Annotated in this window: 18 protein-coding genes and 1 tRNA gene; 5 read left to right on the forward strand and 14 right to left on the reverse strand. The window is 51.1% G+C overall.

Translation table 11 applies throughout. The features are described from left to right. Positions 1–1287, reverse strand: coding sequence for an adenosylhomocysteinase (gene ahcY / locus C7B82_RS24440; RefSeq protein ID WP_106259359.1), 1287 nt, complete (start codon positions 1285–1287; stop codon positions 1–3). Between the two features lie 298 nt (positions 1288–1585). Beyond that, positions 1586–1954 carry a cyclic nucleotide-binding domain-containing protein gene (locus C7B82_RS24445; protein ID WP_106259361.1) on the reverse strand — a complete coding sequence of 123 codons (369 nt, stop codon included), beginning with the start codon at positions 1952–1954 and terminating at the stop codon, positions 1586–1588. Positions 1955–2154: 200 nt separating this feature from the next. On the opposite strand from C7B82_RS24445, the gene C7B82_RS24450 reads away from it, so the two are divergent. Continuing rightward, positions 2155–2236, forward strand: a tRNA-Leu gene (locus C7B82_RS24450). 165 nt (positions 2237–2401) lie between these two features. On the opposite strand, the gene cobO is transcribed toward C7B82_RS24450, so the two are convergent. Then, positions 2402–3049, reverse strand: coding sequence for a cob(I)yrinic acid a,c-diamide adenosyltransferase (gene cobO, locus C7B82_RS24455; RefSeq protein ID WP_106259390.1), 648 nt, complete (start codon positions 3047–3049; stop codon positions 2402–2404). A gap of 802 nt (positions 3050–3851) precedes the next feature. Here cobO and C7B82_RS24460 point away from each other — a divergent pair. Beyond that, the gene (locus C7B82_RS24460; protein ID WP_106259363.1) at positions 3852–5057 is read left to right on the forward strand and encodes a homospermidine biosynthesis protein; all 1206 of its coding nucleotides are present in this window, start codon (positions 3852–3854) and stop codon (positions 5055–5057) included. 56 nt (positions 5058–5113) lie between these two features. Here C7B82_RS24460 and C7B82_RS24465 read toward each other — a convergent pair whose 3' ends face one another. The 7 genes from C7B82_RS24465 to C7B82_RS24495 form a co-directional block, all read right to left on the reverse strand. Further along, positions 5114–5746: a YqiA/YcfP family alpha/beta fold hydrolase gene (locus C7B82_RS24465; protein WP_106259364.1), complete on the reverse strand. Its 633-nt coding sequence runs from the start codon at positions 5744–5746 to the stop codon at positions 5114–5116. A gap of 5 nt (positions 5747–5751) precedes the next feature. Then, entirely contained in the window at positions 5752–6978 is a 1227-nt protein-coding gene (locus tag C7B82_RS24470; protein WP_106259366.1) for a DUF1501 domain-containing protein, read from the reverse strand. A gap of 21 nt (positions 6979–6999) precedes the next feature. After that, positions 7000–7284: a hypothetical protein gene (locus tag C7B82_RS24475; RefSeq protein ID WP_106259367.1), complete on the reverse strand. Its 285-nt coding sequence runs from the start codon at positions 7282–7284 to the stop codon at positions 7000–7002. A gap of 27 nt (positions 7285–7311) precedes the next feature. Continuing rightward, positions 7312–8925, reverse strand: a complete 1614-nt coding sequence (locus C7B82_RS24480) for a DUF1800 domain-containing protein (protein WP_106259369.1) — start codon at positions 8923–8925, stop codon at positions 7312–7314. A 67-nt stretch (positions 8926–8992) separates the two neighbouring features. Continuing rightward, positions 8993–9517 carry a Spy/CpxP family protein refolding chaperone gene (locus C7B82_RS24485; protein WP_106259370.1) on the reverse strand — a complete coding sequence of 175 codons (525 nt, stop codon included), beginning with the start codon at positions 9515–9517 and terminating at the stop codon, positions 8993–8995. Between the two features lie 148 nt (positions 9518–9665). After that, positions 9666–10040, reverse strand: coding sequence for a hypothetical protein (locus C7B82_RS24490; RefSeq protein ID WP_106259372.1), 375 nt, complete (start codon positions 10038–10040; stop codon positions 9666–9668). Beyond that, complete coding sequence (locus C7B82_RS24495) at positions 10037–10606, reverse strand: sigma-70 family RNA polymerase sigma factor (RefSeq protein WP_106259373.1); 570 nt, start codon at positions 10604–10606, stop codon at positions 10037–10039. The genes C7B82_RS24490 and C7B82_RS24495 overlap by 4 nt, the downstream gene beginning before the upstream one ends. 308 nt (positions 10607–10914) lie before the next feature. On the opposite strand from C7B82_RS24495, the gene C7B82_RS24500 reads away from it, so the two are divergent. Further along, complete coding sequence (locus C7B82_RS24500) at positions 10915–11814, forward strand: SDR family NAD(P)-dependent oxidoreductase (RefSeq protein WP_106259375.1); 900 nt, start codon at positions 10915–10917, stop codon at positions 11812–11814. 87 nt (positions 11815–11901) lie between these two features. Here the strand turns inward: C7B82_RS24500 and C7B82_RS24505 are convergent, their stop codons facing one another. The 3 genes from C7B82_RS24505 to C7B82_RS32660 all read right to left on the reverse strand — a co-directional run bounded on the left by C7B82_RS24505 (position 11902) and on the right by C7B82_RS32660 (position 12790). Beyond that, on the reverse strand, positions 11902–12162 hold the full coding sequence (locus C7B82_RS24505) for an NACHT domain-containing protein (protein WP_106259376.1): 261 nt from the start codon (positions 12160–12162) through the stop codon (positions 11902–11904). Positions 12163–12257: 95 nt separating this feature from the next. Next, the gene (locus C7B82_RS24510) at positions 12258–12545 is read right to left on the reverse strand and encodes a hypothetical protein (RefSeq protein ID WP_106259378.1); all 288 of its coding nucleotides are present in this window, start codon (positions 12543–12545) and stop codon (positions 12258–12260) included. 86 nt (positions 12546–12631) lie between these two features. Beyond that, entirely contained in the window at positions 12632–12790 is a 159-nt protein-coding gene (locus C7B82_RS32660) for a hypothetical protein (RefSeq protein WP_181357648.1), read from the reverse strand. A 322-nt stretch (positions 12791–13112) separates the two neighbouring features. Between C7B82_RS32660 and C7B82_RS24515 the strand changes: the two genes are divergently transcribed. Together C7B82_RS24515 and C7B82_RS24520 are read left to right on the forward strand one after the other, a co-directional pair. After that, positions 13113–14801, forward strand: a complete 1689-nt coding sequence (locus C7B82_RS24515) for a hypothetical protein (protein WP_106259379.1) — start codon at positions 13113–13115, stop codon at positions 14799–14801. A gap of 191 nt (positions 14802–14992) precedes the next feature. Next, positions 14993–16615, forward strand: a complete 1623-nt coding sequence (locus C7B82_RS24520; protein ID WP_106259392.1) for a DUF2079 domain-containing protein — start codon at positions 14993–14995, stop codon at positions 16613–16615. 179 nt (positions 16616–16794) lie between these two features. Here the strand turns inward: C7B82_RS24520 and C7B82_RS24525 are convergent, their stop codons facing one another. Further along, positions 16795–20475: a non-ribosomal peptide synthetase gene (locus C7B82_RS24525; protein ID WP_106259381.1), complete on the reverse strand. Its 3681-nt coding sequence runs from the start codon at positions 20473–20475 to the stop codon at positions 16795–16797. Positions 20476–20509 lie beyond the last annotated feature (34 nt).

A 20509-nucleotide genomic window follows, 5' to 3' on the forward strand; every position in this document is an offset into this window, starting at 1 on the left:
TCAGGTTCCCGATGTCCAGGAGTTTGCGTACTCGATTTGCTCTGGGGTGAGCGAGTCGATCGCAATGCCCATTGCCTGAAGCTTGAGGCGCGCAATTTCCTTATCAGCTTCTACTGGAATCGAGTGAATGCCTGGTTCTAGCTTGCCTTTGTTCGTGACGAGATACTCACAAGCCAGTGCCTGGTTAGCAAAGCTCATGTCCATCACAGCGCTGGGGTGTCCCTCTGCTGCCGCCAGGTTGATCAAGCGACCCTCGCCCAGAACCACAACCGATTTGCCGTTTTTGAGACGATATTCTTGGGTAAAGTTACGCACATCCTTCACTTCGGTTGCTTGTGCGCCTAGTGCTTTGAGGTCAATTTCAATGTCAAAGTGACCCGAATTGCAGACGATCGCGCCATCTTTCATCGACTCGAAGTGTTCGCCTCGGATGACATGCTTGTTGCCAGTGACGGTGATGAAGATATCGCCATGCACGGCTGCTTCTGACATCGGCACAACGCGGAAGCCATCCATGACCGCTTCGATCGCCCGTACTGGATCGATTTCAGTAACGATCACGTTGCCACCCATACCGCGTGCTCGCAAAGCGGTTCCTTTACCGCACCAACCGTAGCCCGCAACGACGATTGTCTTACCTGCCAGCAGGATGTTGGTGGCTCGGATAATGCCATCTAAGGTCGATTGTCCGGTGCCGTAACGGTTATCGAAGAAGTGCTTGGTGTCAGCATCATTGACGTTCACGGCTGGGAAGGTCAGCACACCCGCTTTGAACATGGCGCGTAGTCGTACAATCCCAGTCGTCGTTTCTTCGGTAGTGCCGATCAGCTCAGCAAGCTGCGCCTGGCGCTCTTGCACCATCGTTGCCACCACATCACAACCATCATCCACAATAATGTTGGGTCGATGATCGAGGGCAATTTGCACGTGACGGAGGTAGGTTTCGCTATCTTCGCCGCGCTGAGCAAACACAGGAATGCCATAGTCTGCCACTAGACTCGCTGCCACGTCATCTTGAGTAGAAAGCGGGTTGCTGGCAATCAAAACCGCATCAGCACCACCGCTTTTGAGCGCGATCGCCAGATGGGCCGTTTCAGTTGTGATGTGACAGCAAGCGACCAAACGGATACCTTTCAAGGGCGTTTCTTTGGCAAACCGCTCCTGAATCTGCCGCAAAACTGGCATCTCTCGCCCTGCCCACTCAATCCGCTGCCGACCCAAAGGCGCGAGGGACAAGTCTTTGACTTCGTATTTTTGTTCTGTCGGACGAACGGGAGTAGCAGTCATAGATGATTTTCCTTGAAACTAAAGCTTGAAACTGAATAAGCAGACTAGATGACTCGAAGGCTAGCATCTCAGCTAGGACGATCGCCCGTGAGCTGTAGCGACTTGTAGCCGCGATCGCAAACCCTAAAGCGTTGCTGCATCCCTTTAAAGAGGAAAAATGCAGCCTTAAGCTAATACAACCTTAAGACAATACAACCTTAAGCGATGATGCGGAATTCATCAAACTTGTGAGCCGAACGATGACCTGACATGGTTCCTAATCAGCAGAGAATGGCCAACCGTGAAGAAGGAAACTGACTTAAGCAAGCTGTTCGAGATGAGCCATACGGTTGGCGTAATCCTTCATCACTTGCAGCGCAAACATCGGTGTCTCCTGCACCGCAAAGAGAAACCGATATTCATCGAGAGATGCCAGCTTGCAATTTGTTTTAGCAACGGCAGTATACCCACGGTTGAGCACCCCAACGAGGGCACCAACCCCAAACACAGAACCGTGCTGCAGCGTATCAATGACTTTACTATTGATCAGCAAATCGACTTCGCCTTCGAGAATGCCGTACATGACATCACCAGATTGCCCTTCTGCAAAAATGACTGCTCCAGCCTCAAACGCCTGCGGTTCTGGCTGTTTTTGAAAGATGGCGACGGTGTCGGCAGGGGATAGCATAGAGGAAATACTCCTGATCGTAGTGTGAGGGCTGAGCACCTCCGAAATTGTCAGGGGCTAAGGTTAAGAGACGGTTACTTGAGCGATCGTGCTAACGGCTGAAGACCGAAGCAAAACTCAATGGGGCTCGATCGTTCTGACACCGCAAACGATTAGCGATCGTGCGGCAGAGCTTTTGCTATAGTAGTTAAGCCAGATAAGCGGATGTGGCGGAATTGGTAGACGCGCTAGATTTAGGTTCTAGTTTCGTAAGAAGTGAAGGTTCAAGTCCTTTCATCCGCATCATCTAAAGTTCGGGTCACCGTTTTTGCTGTGCGATTGCCACTCGATCGCGCACTATCTCCTGAATGTTGAGCGATGATGTTCATTGTTGGGGGTACTGTTTGCTGGAGGCAGCTTGTCTTGAGGGTAGCTGCTAGAGGCTAACGAAACTCGATCGAACAGCGCTCAAAACTCGATGCCAGGTTGAGCTTTTACACCTTGTTCGCGGAAGGGGTGTTTGAGCAGCGTCATTTCGGTCACGAGGTCAGCACGATCGCACAACGCTTTGGGTGCCCCTCTTCCAGTCAAAATGACGTGAGAATCAACTGGCTTTTGCTCTAAGCCTGCTAGCACTTGCTCGACGCTCAGGTAGCCTAGTTTGAGCGCGATGTTGACTTCATCCAGCAAGACGAGTTTGAAGTCGGGATTTTGGATAAAAATAAGTGACTTTTCCCACGCTTCCTGGGCTTTTTGGGTATCCCGATCGCGATCCTGCGTTTCCCAGGTAAAGCCTTCGCCCATCGCATGAAATTCCAATTGTTCAGACCAGTGGCTGAAAGCAGCTTTCTCGGCGGGTTCCCAGGCTCCTTTGATGAACTGAACGATCGCTACTTTGTAACCATGACCGAGCGATCGCAGCACCATGCCCAAGGCTGCGGTGGTTTTGCCTTTGCCATTGCCCGTATTAACGATCACCAAGCCTTTTTCCTCGACCATGCCAGCAAGACGTTGCTCTTGTACGTCCTTGCGGCGCTCCATTTTCTGGCGGTGTTGATCGGCGGTCAGAGAGGAACCGCGATCAGTAGAGTCGTTTTTCGGCGATGTCACAGCCATACCCAGTAGTAGTGAAAGATGCCAAATAGCATAGCGAATGTAAGCAGGCAACAACAGGCTGCACAAAAGAGTTGCTTGTTGTCGCCTTAGCTACAGTCTCCGACAAACAACGGAAAAAATCATCCGTTTGGTGAAGAAGCCTCGAAACAATAGTGCTAAGTTAAGGATGCTAGTGTCTGAAGGTTGTGTAACAAGCATTGAAACTTCCTTCCTTAACTGGGTACCCTTGGAGACCGCTCTGGTACCTGGAGATGAAACTAAAGCGGAAGCGGCAATGTGACCCCGCGCTGTCCTGGGCTGATCGGTGCGAAGCGCCCAGTATGAGCTGACCGACCTGTAACTTAAGGTTCACGATCGGCAAAGAACGACCTGAATGATTTCGTAAGAATCGTTTTTCTTCTTTACTCCATCGCGAACTGGGTCGGTCAAGTTCTCTATAGGAGAATCTTTGATCTGAATACCGGATTGGTTCTGTTGTCGTGCCTGCGCTTAAGCGGGTTGAGCAACCGACGCAGGGTTTTCTAACTCGGATCCTTTGATCTGAACGCTAGTTCCGATAGTGGTCTGGGCAGACACCTTTATTCGCCAGTGCTGCGAGTCTTTTTAGTTTGTCCTTCTGGACGGGAAACCTGAATTTAGCTGGTTGCGTTGCAGCCTGCCATTGTCGAGCATGCTTTTTAACAGTCCCACCGATCTCTGCTAGTCTTTATGCCTGCTGCGGCTGGAGTGCTAGCTGGCTTGAGGTGCTGTCTGTAAACCCTCTCACTTCTTTTATGCTGTCCACTTCTGTTGGAGTCAAAAAATGTCGAAACTGCTTAGCCACAAAATCGCACCCTCCCCCATGCCTGCCTCGATCAGCGTCGTTGACCTGATTGACGGCTACTTTACGGCATACAACTCAGCTCGTTTGCGCGAAATCTGTCACCTGTTGAGCCGCGAAGTGATGCAACCCGGCGTCACAGTGGGCTTGAGTCTTTCTGGAGCCATGACCCCCGCAGGTTTTGGGGTATCAGTACTCGCCCCGTTAATGCGTCACGGGTTTGTGGACTGGATCATCAGCACAGGCGCGAATCTCTATCACGATATGCACTATGGCTTGGGACTGGAACTCTACTCCAGCAGCCCCTTTTTGGATGATGTGAAGCTGCGTCAAGAAGGTCGCATTCGCATCTACGACATTGTGTTTGACTATGACGTGCTGCTGGAAACCGATGCGTTTCTGCGCGAATTGCTCAAAGCGGAACCGTTCCAAAAACGCATGAGTACGGCAGAGTTTCACTACCTGCTAGGTAAGTATGTGAGCGAAGTGGAAAAGCAAGTGGGTGTGAAAAACTCCTGCCTGCTGGCAACTGCCTATGAGTGTGGTGTACCCATTTACACATCATCTCCTGGCGATAGCTCCATTGGTATGAATATTGCCGCGATCGCCCTCGAAGGCTCTCAACTCATCCTCGATCCATCGCTGGATGTGAATGAAACCGCCGCGATCGCCTATGCGGCTCGTGACAGCGGGATTCCTGATGTGGAAGGCAAAAGCGCTGCGCTGATCATCGGTGGTGGTAGCCCCAAGAACTTCTTGCTGCAAACACAGCCCCAACTGCATGAAGTCTTAGGTCTGGAAGAGCGGGGGCACGACTACTTTATCCAGGTGACGGATGCGCGTCCCGACACAGGTGGACTTTCGGGTGCCACACCGAGCGAAGCTGTGAGCTGGGGCAAAGTCGATCCAGAGGAGTTGCCGAATACGGTTGTTTGCTACACCGACAGCACGATCGCGCTACCCATCATGACGGCTTACGTGATTGACCAGTGTGACGCTCGTCCTCTGAAGCGGTTGTACGATCGCCGGGAAGCGCTGTTAGCTAAACTCCAGGCAGATTACCTTGCCGCCAAGGCGAATCCCACACATTCAGTCTCGTCCCCGATACCAGCTGTGGAATCAGTAGAGCGGGAACTGGTTGCAACCTATCCCTGCGGTACACCCATCCGCAACGGACATCGTAAGTAAGCGTCTAAGCGTCTAAAGAAACCGGGTTTCTTGAAGAAACCCGGTTTCTCTTGAGCCTACAAGGCACAAAAGGCTTGAATTGCTTGCCAGATTTTGGTACTCACGTCGGTCAGCGCATGGTCGCTATCCAGTTCAATCAGCTGTACCCAGGGGCGATTCTTTGCAAAGTCAAGGCTTGCTTGTAGGGGGATCACATCATCTTGCTTGCCATGCAAAATCAGGGTGGGGAGTGATCGCGCAATGGACTCCTCCCGATATTGCATCGCATCAGTCACAAAGCCATAACTGAGCGGGAGTTTTTGCGCCTCGCCATAGTGATAGACCCGGAGCTCGCCTTCTGTTTGCCACTGGTTCACCTGCATTTCACCAAGACGCTGCAGCCAGTGATCCAAAAAACCAAAGGCAGGCGCTAATAGAACGAGGCGATCGACCTGTAAATGACGCTCACCCAACCAGGCAGCAGTGAGCCCCCCTAAGCTAGAACCAATCAGCGTCACAGGTTCTGGAGCGGGTGGAAAGAGTGCTTCAACCTGTTGAAGCTGGCGACTGAGCGTGAGATGAGTAAAGTCGTTCTGGTTGAGGTCTGGTATTACGAGGGGAATGTCGAGTTTGGCAAAGCGTTCTTTCAGTACCACTGCCTTTGTCGATCGTGGGCTGGAGGCAAACCCATGAAGATAGATGTAGTGCATGAAGCTTACACGACACTGACTGACTGACCAGGAGTATAGCCTGGAAAGACTTGAGCCAGTTTCGTCTGATTTAAGCCCATGTGTCGCGTCAGGATCGGGCTAATGACCGCACGGAAGTCTGTGGTGATAGGGACATCGCGACCCTGGTAGAGACGATCGCCGGCGAGCCCTTCCCACTGACCGTAAAGCTTGCCGCCCTTGACGTTACCGCCTAATACCCACATCACATTGCCATGTCCGTGATCGGTGCCACCATTGCCATTTTCGTGCACCGTGCGCCCAAATTCTGATAGGACGACGATCGTGGTGTTGGCGTAGGCAGCGCCCAATCCCGACTGCAACGCAGCTAACCCTTTGCCCAACTGATTGAGATTACGAGCAAGCTGTCCCTGGCTGGAGCCTTGGTTCACATGGGTATCCCAGCCACCCAGCGCCATAAACGCCAGTTCCACTTTGGGATCACGGAGCATCACATTGGCTAACCGTCGCGCGTCACTGGCAAATCCATTCGGTAACGGTGCGCCGTTGTTCGCCATTTTAGTTTCGGCATCCAGATCTTGCAGGAGCGCTTTGCGGGCAGTTCGTCCTTCCCGATAGGTTTGGCTCAAGGTGTCGTTGCGATCGTAGAGTTTGTCGAACGCTGCAGCCACTTGGGGACGATCCAACGGGATGGCGTTGGCAGCACCACGTCCGAGCGCAATGCTTGCGACTGCCATGCGACCAGAGAGAATGCGCGGCGTGGTGGCTCCTACATTTACTGCCTGAATGGGGTTATGCCCAGACATGACTGCCAGTAAGCGATTCATCCAACCGTCCGGTGTTTTTTTCACACCGGGAGTGCCACTTTCCATATAGTCCTGGGCGTCAAAGTGCGATCGTGATGCGTCAGGAGAACCAGAGGCAGGGATAAAGGCAAGGCTCTTCTGTTGCCAGAGCGGCAAGAGATCACTCAGCGCCGGATGCAGCCCAAACTGACCATCGAGATCCAACGCACCACCGTCTTTACCCGGCTGAGGAATGGCGATTTTGGGTCGAGCGTTGTAATAAATCGCTTCTTGATAGGGCACAACCACACTGAGTCCATCCACGGCACCGCGCAGAAAAATGACGATAAGTCGTTTAGTCGTGGTGGTTTGGGCGTTAGTTCTAACAGCCCAACCGTGAGTGCCGATCGCCACCAGCGTCGAAGCCGACAAGATCCCAGCATGAGCAAGCAATTCGCGTCTGTTCATATAGGTTGAACCATACAAGGGTTAGAAAGCAGCAATGTCTGTTGCAGTGCGGTAGATCTCTTCCTGGATGAAGCGGATCGCAAGACAATGAACACCGAGGACAATCCGCGCGTACCAGCGCAGTTGATCGATCTGGCTTAACAACCGATCGACTAACTCCGGCTCTAAACAATGGATCACTAACGTATTGTTCGCATTGAGACAGAGGGGGCAACTGATTAGAGCACTAAAGAAAAAGGAACGAAAGCGTTGCAGTCGGTACTGCTCCAGCATGAGCAAATCATTGGTGGTGAGTTCTAAGGGCATAGCTTTCTTCAAAGGCTATCGTGCAGATTATTTGTGCATAAACTCTGGACTACCAAGCATCAGCGCTGCGCTGAGTTGAGAGGGGTTAGTGGCGATCGCCTGTTGGGTCTTTGCAGAGAACGGATGACCGAGTGTTGCTGCCAGTTGGGTCGCATCAAGGGGCTGCACTGCCTTAGGCGTGCGCGTCAAGGCTGGCACTGGCGCGACTGAAGACATTTCGGCAAGCGGCGAGGCTGAGCTAGCGTTTGCTGTTAAGGATGGCGTTACAGACAGTGGCATAGGCGCGATCGCCTGAAGCGGCAGTCGTCCACTAGCAAGAGTCGTCGCAAAGCTGATACGGCGGGTCATGGCGTCTGGGTTTAACCACACGTCTTGCGTGTTCTTATAGCCATCTGGGGTCACACAACCATAGAGTGGCATACCTAGCTGTTGCAGCGTATTGGTCAGTGGTTGGACATTGGTGACCTCGATTCCGGTAGCTCGCACTGCCGAAACAACGTACTGGTAAGGTGTTTTGAACTTCACGTTGTAGTACTGAGTCTGCCAAAATTCTGGGCTCTGGAAAAGAGCCTTTAGTACTGCACGCAGATCGCCATTGGTAGAGAGATATTGCTTTGTCAGGCGATCGACCAGGAGTTTAGGGGGAGTGTCGGCGACAAAATACTGCGCCAGTTTGTAGCTGATGTGCCGTGCCGTTGCCGGACTTTTGGCAAGAATATCGAGCGCTTTCTCGCCTTCTTCGACACCACCACCTTTGATCCGGTAGCCCAGAAAGACTTTATCGCTGGCATCATGCCGTTTTGGATCAAAGTAGAAGCCTGTTGTGCGATCGGTGGGCGGCCCGTTGCGTCGAAAGCCCCAGCCCGTGAAGATTTTTGCCAGAGTGATGACATCTTGCTGACTGTAGCCACCCTCCACACCGAGGGTATGGAGTTCCATGAGTTCGCGGGCGTAGTTCTCGTTTAAACCTGTGAATCGACCGCGAGCACCGGGACTACCAGGTGCCGTGTTTTGCCAATTGTCCAGGTAAAACAGCATCGCAGGATGATGGGCGGTGGCTCCTAATAAAGCGCGAAACCGCCCGATCGCGTAGGGGCGAATGGCCTGCTGCTCATAAGCACCGACCAAGATGCGATCGAGCCCCTTGCCTGCAAAGACGTTGAAGTGGTTATACCAGAAGTCAACCATGACTTCTTCAAGCTGTCGTGGGCTTGCAGTGGCTCGCAGGAGTCGCGCCTGTATAGCCTGCTGCATCACCACTCTAGCTTTCTCTCGTAAAACCTTCCGTTCGTCGGGCGTGAGTTTTTGCCCGTTGGCAGCCTTGACGGGCTCATACTGTGACAGTAGCGCTGGCGGTGTAAGGTTCAGTGCCTCAAGCTGCGAGAGTTGCGTTGTGAGAGACTGTGGTACAGGTATGGAGTCAGGCGCTAACTGCTGCTGAATGTAGCGATCGACCCCCATTTTGGCAACCATCTGTACGTCACCTGGACGTGGGCCAAAGCTCAAGCGATTGAGGACATGCAAGATTTTTGGATCAACAGGCATCGCAGCCGTTGCAGGGCTATAAAGCGAACTCCAACCGGGCATTACTCCGAACCAAAGCAGCGCTGTCAGTTTCCAGACATTTGGTTTCAGGTGCATAGTGAAGAGAGCGATAGAACAATACAGATGACTAATGGAAGCGATCGTCACAGTTATGGGTCGAGCCTTAGCTTTGATCGGGTTGCCGACGCTCTCCTCGTTCTCGCCACTCTCGTGGTCGATCGCCCCCGTTTTGCCGCTGCTTCAGCATCTGGCTAGCAAACTTACGGCGCTGTTCCAGGTTCAGCACATTTCGTGTTGCCAACATGCTTTCAAACTGGGCATCTGCCACTTGTTGTTTGAGCGTTTTGACCTGCTTATATTTTTCCCGAATCTGAGTTTCGGACGCGTCTCCAGCCATCAGTGTCTGCAATTCCTGCCGTGACTGTCGCACCGCCTGCCGACCCTGGCTAATTTTGTCCTTATACTGACCGCGAATAGCGCGCATTTTCTGCACCTGGTCGGCACTGAGGTTGAGCTCCTTAAGCCAGCCCGGTTCCGTTAAGTGATCGGAGTTAGCAGATGCTGTTGGGCTGGGAGAGGCCGGGGCTTGAGCCAGCGGGAAGCGCAGCGAAGAGGGGTTAGCGATCGCCACAGCACCCCCAAGGGCAACCAGCACAGCAGCAAGGATAGAAAGACGACGGGGAGACATGAGAACCACTTCCTTGGAAGAGAGAAGAGAGAGTTTTGAGTTTTGAGTTTCGAGTTTTGAGTTTTGAAGTAGCGCTTTGCGCCGCTACGCTAGAGTTTTGAGTTAGCTCTAATCGCTGACCGCTGACCGCTGACGGCTAACCGCTAAATCAATTCGTTACATCATTAAACAGCGGTGTTTCCTCATCCGTGCTGCCGCTATTGACGGTGCCTTGCCAGTTGCTTTCAATGAACGCTTGCAAATTGGCAAGCTCGGTCGCGCTGGGCTTCGCTGGCATGAGCAGGCGATAACCAATCACGCTGACCAGTAACCCTGCTGCCAGCGTTGGCGGCACGAACCAGGCGATCGATCGTCTGACCCGCGGCTGCGATCGCCGCAATGGCGTCACATTATCCTGCTGCGGTTGTGACTCGATCGCTGCAAAGAGCCGCTCTTCTAGCACCGGATCGGCTGGGGGTGTCTGGGGACGATGTTGCTTCAAGAAATCGACCAACTCGTGATCATCATTGGGGAGCTGACTCATAACTGGACTCCTTCCTTCTGGAGAAATTGGCGCATAGCAGCGCGAGCGTGGAACAAACGAGACTTAACCGTACCCACTGGAATGTCAAGCATCTCGGCGACCTCTTTTTGGGGCATTTCCTCAAGGTCATGCAGTACCAAAATGGTACGGTGGTCAAAGCTAAGCGTTTCTAACCCTCGTTTGACCACATCCTGATAGTGCAAGTGCATCACGCCAGGATCATCATGCTGGGTTGCTGTTTGGCTACTGATCACCTGGAGCCGCGTCCGCCGCTGAGCCGCTGCTCGTCGTTGATCAGAGGCCACATTCCAGGCAATCCGATAGAGCCAGGTAGAGAACTGAGCCGTTTGGCGAAACTTGGGCAACCCTTTCCAGGCACGTAGAAACACCTCTTGCACCAAATCGTCTAGCACTGATGCATCGCAAAGTTGGTAGAGAATCGACCGTACCCGCTGCTGATGCCGACGGTAAAGCTGGCGAAAGCACTGGGTGTCTCCTTGAAGACACTGCTGCACCAGGTGGTGATCGGATTCACCCTGTGGGCGATCGCTAGAAACCGTCGGCACAACTGACACCCGGAAAACTCACTGCCTCCATCTTGCCGTTATATAAGTTAAGACAGCGTGCTGAGCCAAAAGGTTCAACGAACGGGGTAAATCTGCATAGGAAAAAAGTATGGGTGTTGCAAGCAAAAGTTCAGTGGTCAGTAGTGGAAAAGGCATTACAACGATGGCTTTTAGATTGGGGAGATGATTCATTTAGCTGCAAACTACTGTGAATGATCGGCTGTGAATGATCGGCGATCGACTAATCAAAGAGCGCACCCCGATCGCATAGTAGAATTTCGCCATCCCCTTCCCCCCCCGTTTACCCCATGTCCCATCTCCCTGCTGCAAATGTTGTCCTCATCACAGGTGCCTCAGCTGGAATCGGCGCGGCGCTGGCACAAGTCTTGTCAGAGCGCTTTCAGGGTATTCGGTTAGTCCTGGCAGCACGCAATAAAGCAAAGTTGGAAGCGGTCGCCGCTCACTGTCGGCATGCAGGTGCTGAGGTGCTGACTGTGGTGACCGATCTGGCACAACCCGATCAGGCGATCGACCTTGCGACCAAAGCGCTGCACCACTTCGGGCAGATCGATGTTTTGGTCAACAACGCGGGTTATGGTCAAATGGGGCCACTGGAGCTAGTGCCGATCAGCGCCTGTCACCGTCAATTTGCGGTCAACCTGTTAGGACCACTGGCACTCACACAGGCAGTGATTCCCCACATGCGCGATCGCGGTGGTGGTCGCATCATTAATGTAAGTTCCATTGGTGGCCGACTCGCATTTCCGATCGGCGGACTCTACAGCGCCTCGAAGTTTGCCCTCGAATCGCTCAGTGATACCCTGCGGATGGAGTTGGAACCCTTTAATATCAAAGTGAGCGTGATTGAACCAGGGCCTGTGAGCACTGAGTTTATCAGCGTTGCCGGGACACAAGCCAAGCAGGTAATCCCCGATCCAGAAGCAACGCCCTACCGTGCAGCTTTCAAGAAATTGGAGCAATTAGAGCAAAAGACTGGCAATAACGCGTGGACATCGGAACGGGTCGCCCAGGTGATCATCAAAGCAATGTTGGCCGATCGCCCTCGCCCTCGCTACGTTGCGGCAACAGGCGGCGATTTTCTTCTGTTTATGATGCGACGGGTGTTGCCCACTCGTATTGTCGATCGCTTCTGGCAAAGCTTTTACGGCATTGACCTTGTGGCAAAAGAATGGAAGCAGAAGCCGTAGCGAGTTGTTCATAATACAGACTACGGTTTGCTAGAGGGTACAGCTAGAAGATGTAGCAGTAAACGCTTCAGTGTGCGGACGAATGTTTTAGCGGCCATCCAGCAAGACTAACAGCTTGCCTGCTTTCAGAAGTTTTTCAGTCTGTTCCGCATGGTTTGGAAAGCCGCAGACACGAAATTCTTCGGCAATGGCTTTCTCAATGTCGATCTCGCGATTATTGAAGCCTCTTAGCTCAATCAAGACGGGAATGCAGCTATGGTTGAAGCCACCGTTCTTACCTTTGAGTGCCTCCAAGCCTATTCGCTTGAGAAAGGTCGACTTTCCGGCTCCAGGTCCGCCCAGCACCATAAGATATTGCGTCTCGTTGGCAACGGCTAACCCATCCTGTCTGGGGCAGTCCTTATCCCGAAAGCCGCGTCGCGTTGCCTGTCGATAGGCTTGCTCTAACGATTCAATGGATTCTGCAAGCCACGATCGTCTAAAAAGCGTACAGCCGCGTAGATCTCTTCGAGTTTGACGGGTTCGCGCATTCCTAAGACTTTGAGGATGCCGTGGCGATCGCCGTATTTTTTAACGTACGTCTGCGATGCCTGATAAATCAGCTTTTGTGTAGCTTCATCTGTCGTCCTGCCAAACAGCCCCAAGACTTTCCCGCTGCCATCCCACACGGTTTTAATGACAACTTTGCCGATTTCAGTCGCAATGGCTGTAGAAAGTGGGTCAAGCGCCATACTGTTTTCAGAGCGTATGCAGTGACGAACACCATTAGCCTACTTCAGCGATCGACCGATCGCCCAGACAATATCCCTTTTTCAATTCAAAACGCAATCGTTCCTACTTGAAGCGACACTGTTCTTGTTTCAAACAGCAGCATTCCTATTTCAAACAGCAGTATTCCTACTTCAAACAGCATTACTCCTGTTTTGAATGGCATCGTTCCTATTTCAAGCAACATCGTTCCAGGTTTAAACAACATTTTCCTTGCTTTAGTCAGCAGTATTCCAGCTCAAACCGAGAACGTTCCTATTTTAAACCCCAAGCGCCGAGTTCTCAACTCAAAGCGTCGAGTTCCAAGCCTGGTGTTTCGAGTGCGAAACTGCAAGCATCGAGGTCAACAGTGCAAGTTTCGCGTTCGAGGCTCGGTGTAGCACTTGCAGTACACTAATAATCCGGTTGAGTCGTGCGATCGTCGTCTGCTGTGTTCTCTCATATAGATGTTGTATCTTAACGAGAACGTACGTTGTCGCGGCTCCGATGCCCTGGAGAACGATCGGCAACCCTGATTAAGGGCAGACTTCATGAAACGCATCTACTCACATTTTTGGTTCATATTGAACCTGGTCTTTGCCTTTGGCTACAGCCTCATCTGGCTCAAGGTAGCGTTTGCTGCTAAATACAGTGTGCAAGCCGATGCCAGCATGTATGTGTTTTGGATGCAGCGATTTCTCGATCCAGCGTTGCTGCCCAATGATTTAAACGTGGCGTATCACGAGTCCATTTCGCCTGTTGGCTATACGGCTCTCTTTAAAGGCATCGCCAGTCTGGGTGTGCCACCCATGTTAGCCAGCAAGCTGTTGCCGATCGTGTTAACCCTCACGACAACCGTTTACTGCTTTAATTTTTGCCTGCAACTATTGCCCATACCAGCGACTGCGTTTGTCTCTACACTGCTGTTCAACCAACACCTATGGCTAACCGATGACGTCAATTCGGCGACCCCACGGGCGTTTGTCTACCCCTTCTTTTTTGCCTTTCTCTATTATTTAAATCGCGGTGCCAATGTAAGAGCGATCGTGGCGATCGGGCTCTTGGGGCTGTTTTACCCAACGATGATGTTTGTTGCCGTTGGGGTTTTAGCGGTGCGCTTGGTGAGCTGGACGAAAGGACGGCTGTGGTTGTCGCAGCGGCGAGGCGATTACCTTTTGCTTGCGGCTGCGATCGGCATGGCTGGCTTGACGCTGCTGCCCTACGGGTTGTTTGGTCACGCAGAGTTTGGGCCGCTGGTGACTGCTGCACAGGCAAGAGCCATGCCCGAATTTCAGGCACCGCTTGGGCGCATTTCCTTCTTCAACCATCGCGATCCGCTGGACTTCTGGTTTGATGGGATTCATAGCGGGCTCGGCTTATCGTTAAACCCGCTGATTGTCAGCGTTGGGTTGCTGTTGCCCGTGCTGTGGTGCTATCCACGCCAGTTTCCATTAGTGCAGCAATGTCGTCCTGCGATGGCGTTGCTGCTGCAGATCCTGATCGCCGCGATCGGTTTCTTTTTGGCGGCTCATGCGCTGCTGTTTCACTTGTTTTTGCCCAGTCGCTATACCCTTCATAGTCTGCGAATGGTGGTCGCGATCGCAGGAGGCGTGGCGTTATGCATCCTCATTGATGCGGCGGTGCGGGCGTATCAGCAGCGGTGGCAAGGCAAAACTGCGCGGCTTGTCGCATGGGGCATCGCTGTTTTGGTCGCAGTGCCCCTGCTCTTTTTTCCACAAATCTTCTGGGCGAAGCATTTTACAAGAGCAGGACTGGTGGCAGGCACGCATCCAGCCCTGTACGAGTTTTTTCAACAGCAGCCCAAAGACAGCCTGATTGCCACACTGTCTGCTGAGGCAGACAATTTACCCGTCTTTGCCCAGCGATCGGTCTTGGTGTCTGGTAAATATGCGATTCCGTACCATCCGGCTTACTACAATCAGATTCGTCAACGCGCGATCGCTTTAATCCATGCCCAGTACAGCTTCGACGGGGCAGCAGTCCGAGAGCTAATACAGAAGTACGGCGTTGACTTCTGGTTGGTGGAGCGAACCGCCTTCACGCCTGCTTACCTGGATAGTCGCTGGCTGAAGCTTTTTGAGCCAGCCAATACAGAAGCGCGGGCTCAGTTAGCCACAACGAAGCCTCCAGTATTGGCTCAGATGATGGATCGCTGTAAAGTCTTTGAGAGTGGGAATTTTGTTGTCTTGCAGGCAGATTGCCTCCGTAAAGAAACCTGATTCGACTTTGTGAAGACCCGAGCCAATGTGCGCTGCCCTAAACCCTGTGATGTTTTGCAGTCAGACCCATTTAAACTGTTGAGGCGACCCGATCCCGTAGGGTCATGGCATGCCCAGCGTCCAATCAACGGGTGTCGGGTAACGTCTTTAGATTCAGAGGGATGAGCTCCGGAGTGCGTTTAAAAATGGCGATGAACCGATCGAACTTGTTGACGTTGCGGCCGTTTGCTAAGCAGCCCATCCTGGCAGTGGCAATGCTGTTTGCAGCCTGCTGCCTATTGTTGCTGACGTATCGCCACTACAGCCTCTATAGCTCTTACGATCAGGGCATTTTCAATCAACTGTTCTGGAATAGTGCTCATGGCAGGCTGTTTGAAAGCTCCTTGTCATCGGTACTATCGGCGGATGTCGTCCATCAGGGTGCGATTCCGCTGGTGTCGTATCGCCATTTAGGGCAGCACTTCAATCCGATTTTTCTGCTCTGGTTGCCTCTTTATGCGCTATTTCCGTTTCCAGCGACCCTTAGCGTCCTACAGGTTGTGCTGATTGCTGCGGCTGGGCTGGTGCTGTATGCACTGGCGCGACAGTCTTTAGCGCCAGCGCTTTCGGGGGCGATCGGGGTCAGCTTTTACGGCGCGAATGCGGTGTTGGGGCCTACGTTGGGCAATTTTCACGACTACAACCCACTGCCGTTACTGCTCTTTAGCCTCTTTTTGGCACTCGAAAAGCGCTGGTGGGTGCTGTTTTGGGCAATGGCGCTGCTCACTTTGAGCGTTCGAGAAGATGCGGGTGTTACGCTCCTCAGTGTGGGGGCGTATCTAGTGATCAGCCGTCGTCAGTGGCGGGTGGGTCTGGCACTGTTTGCGATCGCGGTTACCTACATTTTGCTGTTGACCACTGTGGTAATGCCATCGTTTTCACCCGATGTGTCGCAGCGCATGATTGTCGAACGGTTTGGGCAGTATACGGGCGGTAAAGCAGCAACCCCTGTAGAGGCGATCGGGGCCATGCTGTTGCAGCCCGGCCAGATTCTGGCAGAGATTTTTTCGCGCTTCCCTAAAAAACTATCGTATTTGGTTGACCACTGGCTACCGCTCGCCTTTGTGCCTGCCATTGCCGCCGATGCGTGGCTGTTGGCAGCCTTTCCCTTCTTAGAGTTACTGCTCATGCGGGGAGAAACCCCGCTATCGATCAACATTCGCTATGCCACGCTGGCCGTGCCGGGACTCTTTTACGGAGCCATTCTTTGGTGGTCTCAGCACCCAAAAGCGTTCCAAGTGCGTATGAAACGTTTCTGGGCCGTTTGTCTGGCGCTTTCGCTGTTATTTACCGTGACCTCCAATCCCAATCGGACGCTGTCTTTTCTCATTCCCGACTCCATCCGTCCGTGGGTCTATGTGCCGCCGCTACAACAGCTTCAGCATGCTGCACAGGCACGTACCGTTATGGCACAGATTCCACCCCAGGCCAGTGTTGCAGCAACTACCTACTTGATCTCGCCTCTATCCAGTCGGCAGGCGATCGTGCGGTTTCCAACCTCCATTCAGTTTCGGAATGAAGCTCAGCAGACTGAAAAAGTGGCGTACATCATTGTTGATTTGTGGCAATTGCAACAGTATCAGCCAGCGTTTAAGCTCGAAAGAAATTTACTGCAAAGAAGTCTAAATCTGATTGATCAGCTCCTAAAAACACAGGAATACGGCATTCAAACGTTTCAAGATGGGGTAGTACTGTTGCAGCGAAGTATCAAAACCGAGCCTGGCATCGCTGCTCAATGGCAAGCGTTTACAAAGCGAAACCTCACGACACCGTAGATATGGGGCAGCTTCCAAGAAAGATTTACCCCTTGTAGAGACGCAACGCCTTGCGTCCCTACATAAGACCTGACCCTGGTTACCTGACAAAAGCCCTTGAAACTCATCCCCAATCTTTGTTGAAGTTGGCAGCTAACCGCCCAGCAAAAGGTTTTGTCAGTCGATCGATGTCGTCTGGACTAAAGTCGAGCTAAGGCTTGATCCATACACGCCCTCATCTTTTTCGCTAGAAGCTGAACATTCGGTTCTTGAAGGATGCCAAGGTGATCTCCAGAAATATCGTGAATCTCCAATCCTCCAACGGCCAGACTTTTCCAAGCTTTCAAGGTGCTAAAGTGGTTTTCATCGATCGCACGGAATAAAACAGCCTCACCTGAATACGGTTGTGGTGTGTAGCTGTTAAACGCGTAATCCCGGAATATAGTCTGAGCCTCTACATCAGAAACCCGAACACCCACATCAGAAACTGGTGCAGCGGCTGGATGAATTCCTTTCTGCATTCTCTTCCGAATATAGGGGATCCCTTGTCGTAGAATTTTTCTAGCATGAAGATGAAGTAGTTGCGTAAACGAAAGTTTATTTTTTCCTGGGATTGCACTGTCAAACAAACCCAGCAATGCTACTTTTTCACCCTGCAGATGGAGTTGCTGCGCCATTTCAAAAGCGACCAAACCACCCAAAGATTCACCTGCAAAGAAATAAGGACCCACAGGTTGCTGTGCCCGTATTTCTTTAAGATAACGGGTAGCAAGCTCAGTAATGCTAACTAAGTTCATTGATGATTGGTCGGATTTCTCACCCTGAGCAGCATGTAATTCTTCTTCTAGATAGACTCCGTATACTGTTTGATCTGTGCCTAAATGTTTTGCCAGCTCATAGTAAAGAAAGATTCCGTAAATACAGAATAAGGGAGTCTTAGAGTCACCTTTTTGAATTGTGACTAAAGTCTGCGAAGATGATGAACAACCTTCCTTCCGTAGCGTATTAGCTAATTGCTGAACAGTAGGAGCTTGAAAAAGAATCGACAGGGGTAGCTCTTTCTTATAGGTTTTCTCAATTTCAGTAATTAAGGCTACAGCTAAGAGGGAATGCCCCCCTAATTCAAAGAAATTATCCTCCATATTGATTGGAGAAATATTCAAGACGTTCTCCCAAATCTTGAGCAGCTGAAGATCGAGATCATCCTGAGGAGCGATAGATGTTTCATGAACAGTTTCTGAAGACGGTCCTGAAACCTTTTTGCCAATTGGGCTAATGACTTCCTGACGGGTTTGATCGGGTACAGGTAAAGCTTTACGATCAACCTTCCCGTTCGGAGTCAAGGGAAGAACATCAAGAAAGACGAAGATGGAAGGCACCATATACTCCGGCACGTTCGCTCTCACTAAGCTTCGTAATTCACTCGTAGATGGTGACTGATTGTTTAGAGCAACAATGTAACCCACTAGACGTTTATCCCCGGGAGCATCTTCTCTCACAATCACCACCGCTTGCTGTACAGCAGGGTGCTCCACTAAAACGGATTCAATCTCCCCTAATTCAATGCGAAACCCACGAATTTTCACTTGAAAATCTAGACGACCGAGACATTCAATACTGCCATCGGGCAAGTAGCGAGCTAGATCACCAGTCTTATAAATGCGGGACGCTCCAGTTTCACAAAAGGGGTTTGGGATGAATTTTTCAGCCGTCAAGTCAGGACGCTTCAAATAGCCCTTGGCTAATCCTGCTCCACCGATATGCAATTCCCCTGCGACGCCGATCGGTACTGGTTGTAAAAGAGCATCTAAGATATAGATTTCAGTGTTCGCGATCGGTTTACCAATGGAAATTCGACGCTCATTCAGTCCAACTTTATAGACTGTTGACCAAATCGTTGTTTCGGTCGGTCCGTATAAGTTCCAAAGTTCTCCGCTTTTTGCTAACAATTCAGCCGCTAATTCTCTGGAGATTGCTTCGCCGCCAGAAAGGACTTTCATCGTCTGATTTCCTTCCCAGCCAGCTTCTAGCAATAGTCGCCAAGTTGCTGGGGTAGCTTGCATGACAGTAATTCCCAAGTTGGAGATGGTTCTTGCCAATTTCCTACCATCCATTGCGGCCTCGCGACTGAGTAACACCACTCGCGCTCCGACAATCAACGGTAAGAAAAGCTCTAGCACCGCAATATCAAAAGAAAGAGTAGTAACCGAAAGCAACCGATCGTCAGGGCTAATTCCGGGCTGCTGCTTCATGGAGTCTAAGAAGTTCACAACGCCACGATGCAAAACTTGCACACCTTTTGGTTTACCTGTTGAACCTGACGTGTAAATAACATACGCAATATTGTCTGGAGTAACGCTACTACTAGGCGTTTCCTGAGACTCCTGAGCAATATCATGCCAGTCTGCATCTAAACAAATAACAGATGCTCCCTGTGTAGGTAATTTTTCTACTAATCGCTGTTGTGTTAACAGCAATTTAACTTGAGCATTATCGAGCATATAGTCCACTCGATCCGAAGGAAAATTGGGATCGATCGGTACGTAAGCGGCTCCAGCCTTGAGAATACCAATTAATCCCACAACCATTTCTAGGGAGCGCTCGACACAAATACCAACTAAGCCATCCGGTTGTACACCTGCTTTTTGCAGGTAATGAGCCAACTGATTCGCCCGTTCGTTCAATGCTTTATAGGTAATTGCTTGATCTTCAAAAGCAACAGCAATTGCCTCTGGGGTACGGTCTGCTTGTTCAGCAACTAACTGATGAATGCATTTATCGTGAGGATAATTTGTCTGAGTACCATTCCATTCCACAAGTAGCTGCTGTTTTTCTTTCGCTGTTAGCAGCGGCAACTCAGAAATAGCTCGGTCTGGCTGAGTAACAATCCCTTCTAACAAGGTCTGAAAATGTCCGTTCATCCGTTCAATAGTCTCAGCGTCAAACAAGTCAGTGTTGTATGACCAAATTCCTTCCAATCCATTAGTAGTTGGCTTTAAGAATAACGTTAAATCAAACTTCCCTTCATTATTTTCAATCACCCAGGGACTTGCAGTTGTTCTGGAAAGCTCAACTGCTTGTAAAGGAACATTTTCCTCAAAGACAAACGTGACCTGAAACAAGGGCGCATAGCTTGAGTCTTGCTGCGGACACAGTTCATCAACTAACAAGCAATACGGTGCAGATTGGTGAGTTTGAGCGAGCGACGCTACTTTCTGTACCCTCCCCAATAGTTCTTGAAACTTGGGGTGACCAGACAGATCGGTGCGCAAGGGCACAGCATTAACAAAGTTTTCTGAACCAATACGGCTAACCAAAGGAGAACCGACGATGATATCTTCTGTACCTGCATGACGGTAGAGTAAAACATCAAACGCTGCTAATAACGTTGTAGAAAGGGTGACTCCTGCCTGTTTGCTCAATAAGTCGAGCGCTGCCGTTAGTTTCTGAGAAATTAAAAAGGACTGAGACTGGCCTCCGAAAGATTGCTCTGCGGGTCTTGGTCGGTCAGTTGGCAACGATAACAACGGTGGTGCGCCAGCAAGTTGTTGTTTCCAATAGACGAGGGAATCCTGGATGGGCAATTTGCGTAGCTCTGCAAGCAGGGTTTTGAAAGATGCGTCGTAAATATCTTTATTAATACATTTCAGCTTTGGGTCATAGTGCAAGATCAAGCGCAGGATGCCCAAAGCCGCAACCCACTGCCCGGCTTGTACATGTCTGATAATTTCGTAGGGTAATCGATCGATAAAAAGCTTTGTCCAAGCCCGCTCACCCTGCCTGTAAGCGGCTTCATAGTTCTTATTTCCAGTCTCTTGAATATAACTCCACTGCAAACTAAGTAGCTGAGGGTTACAAAGCTCAGGTATGTAACGGTTCATGAATGAGCCAATTTCGAGGGAAACCGAAATCGTT

The sequence above is a fragment of the Stenomitos frigidus ULC18 genome (assembly GCF_003003795.1).
GTDB classification, from domain to species: Bacteria; Cyanobacteriota; Cyanobacteriia; order Leptolyngbyales; family Leptolyngbyaceae; genus Stenomitos; species Stenomitos frigidus_A.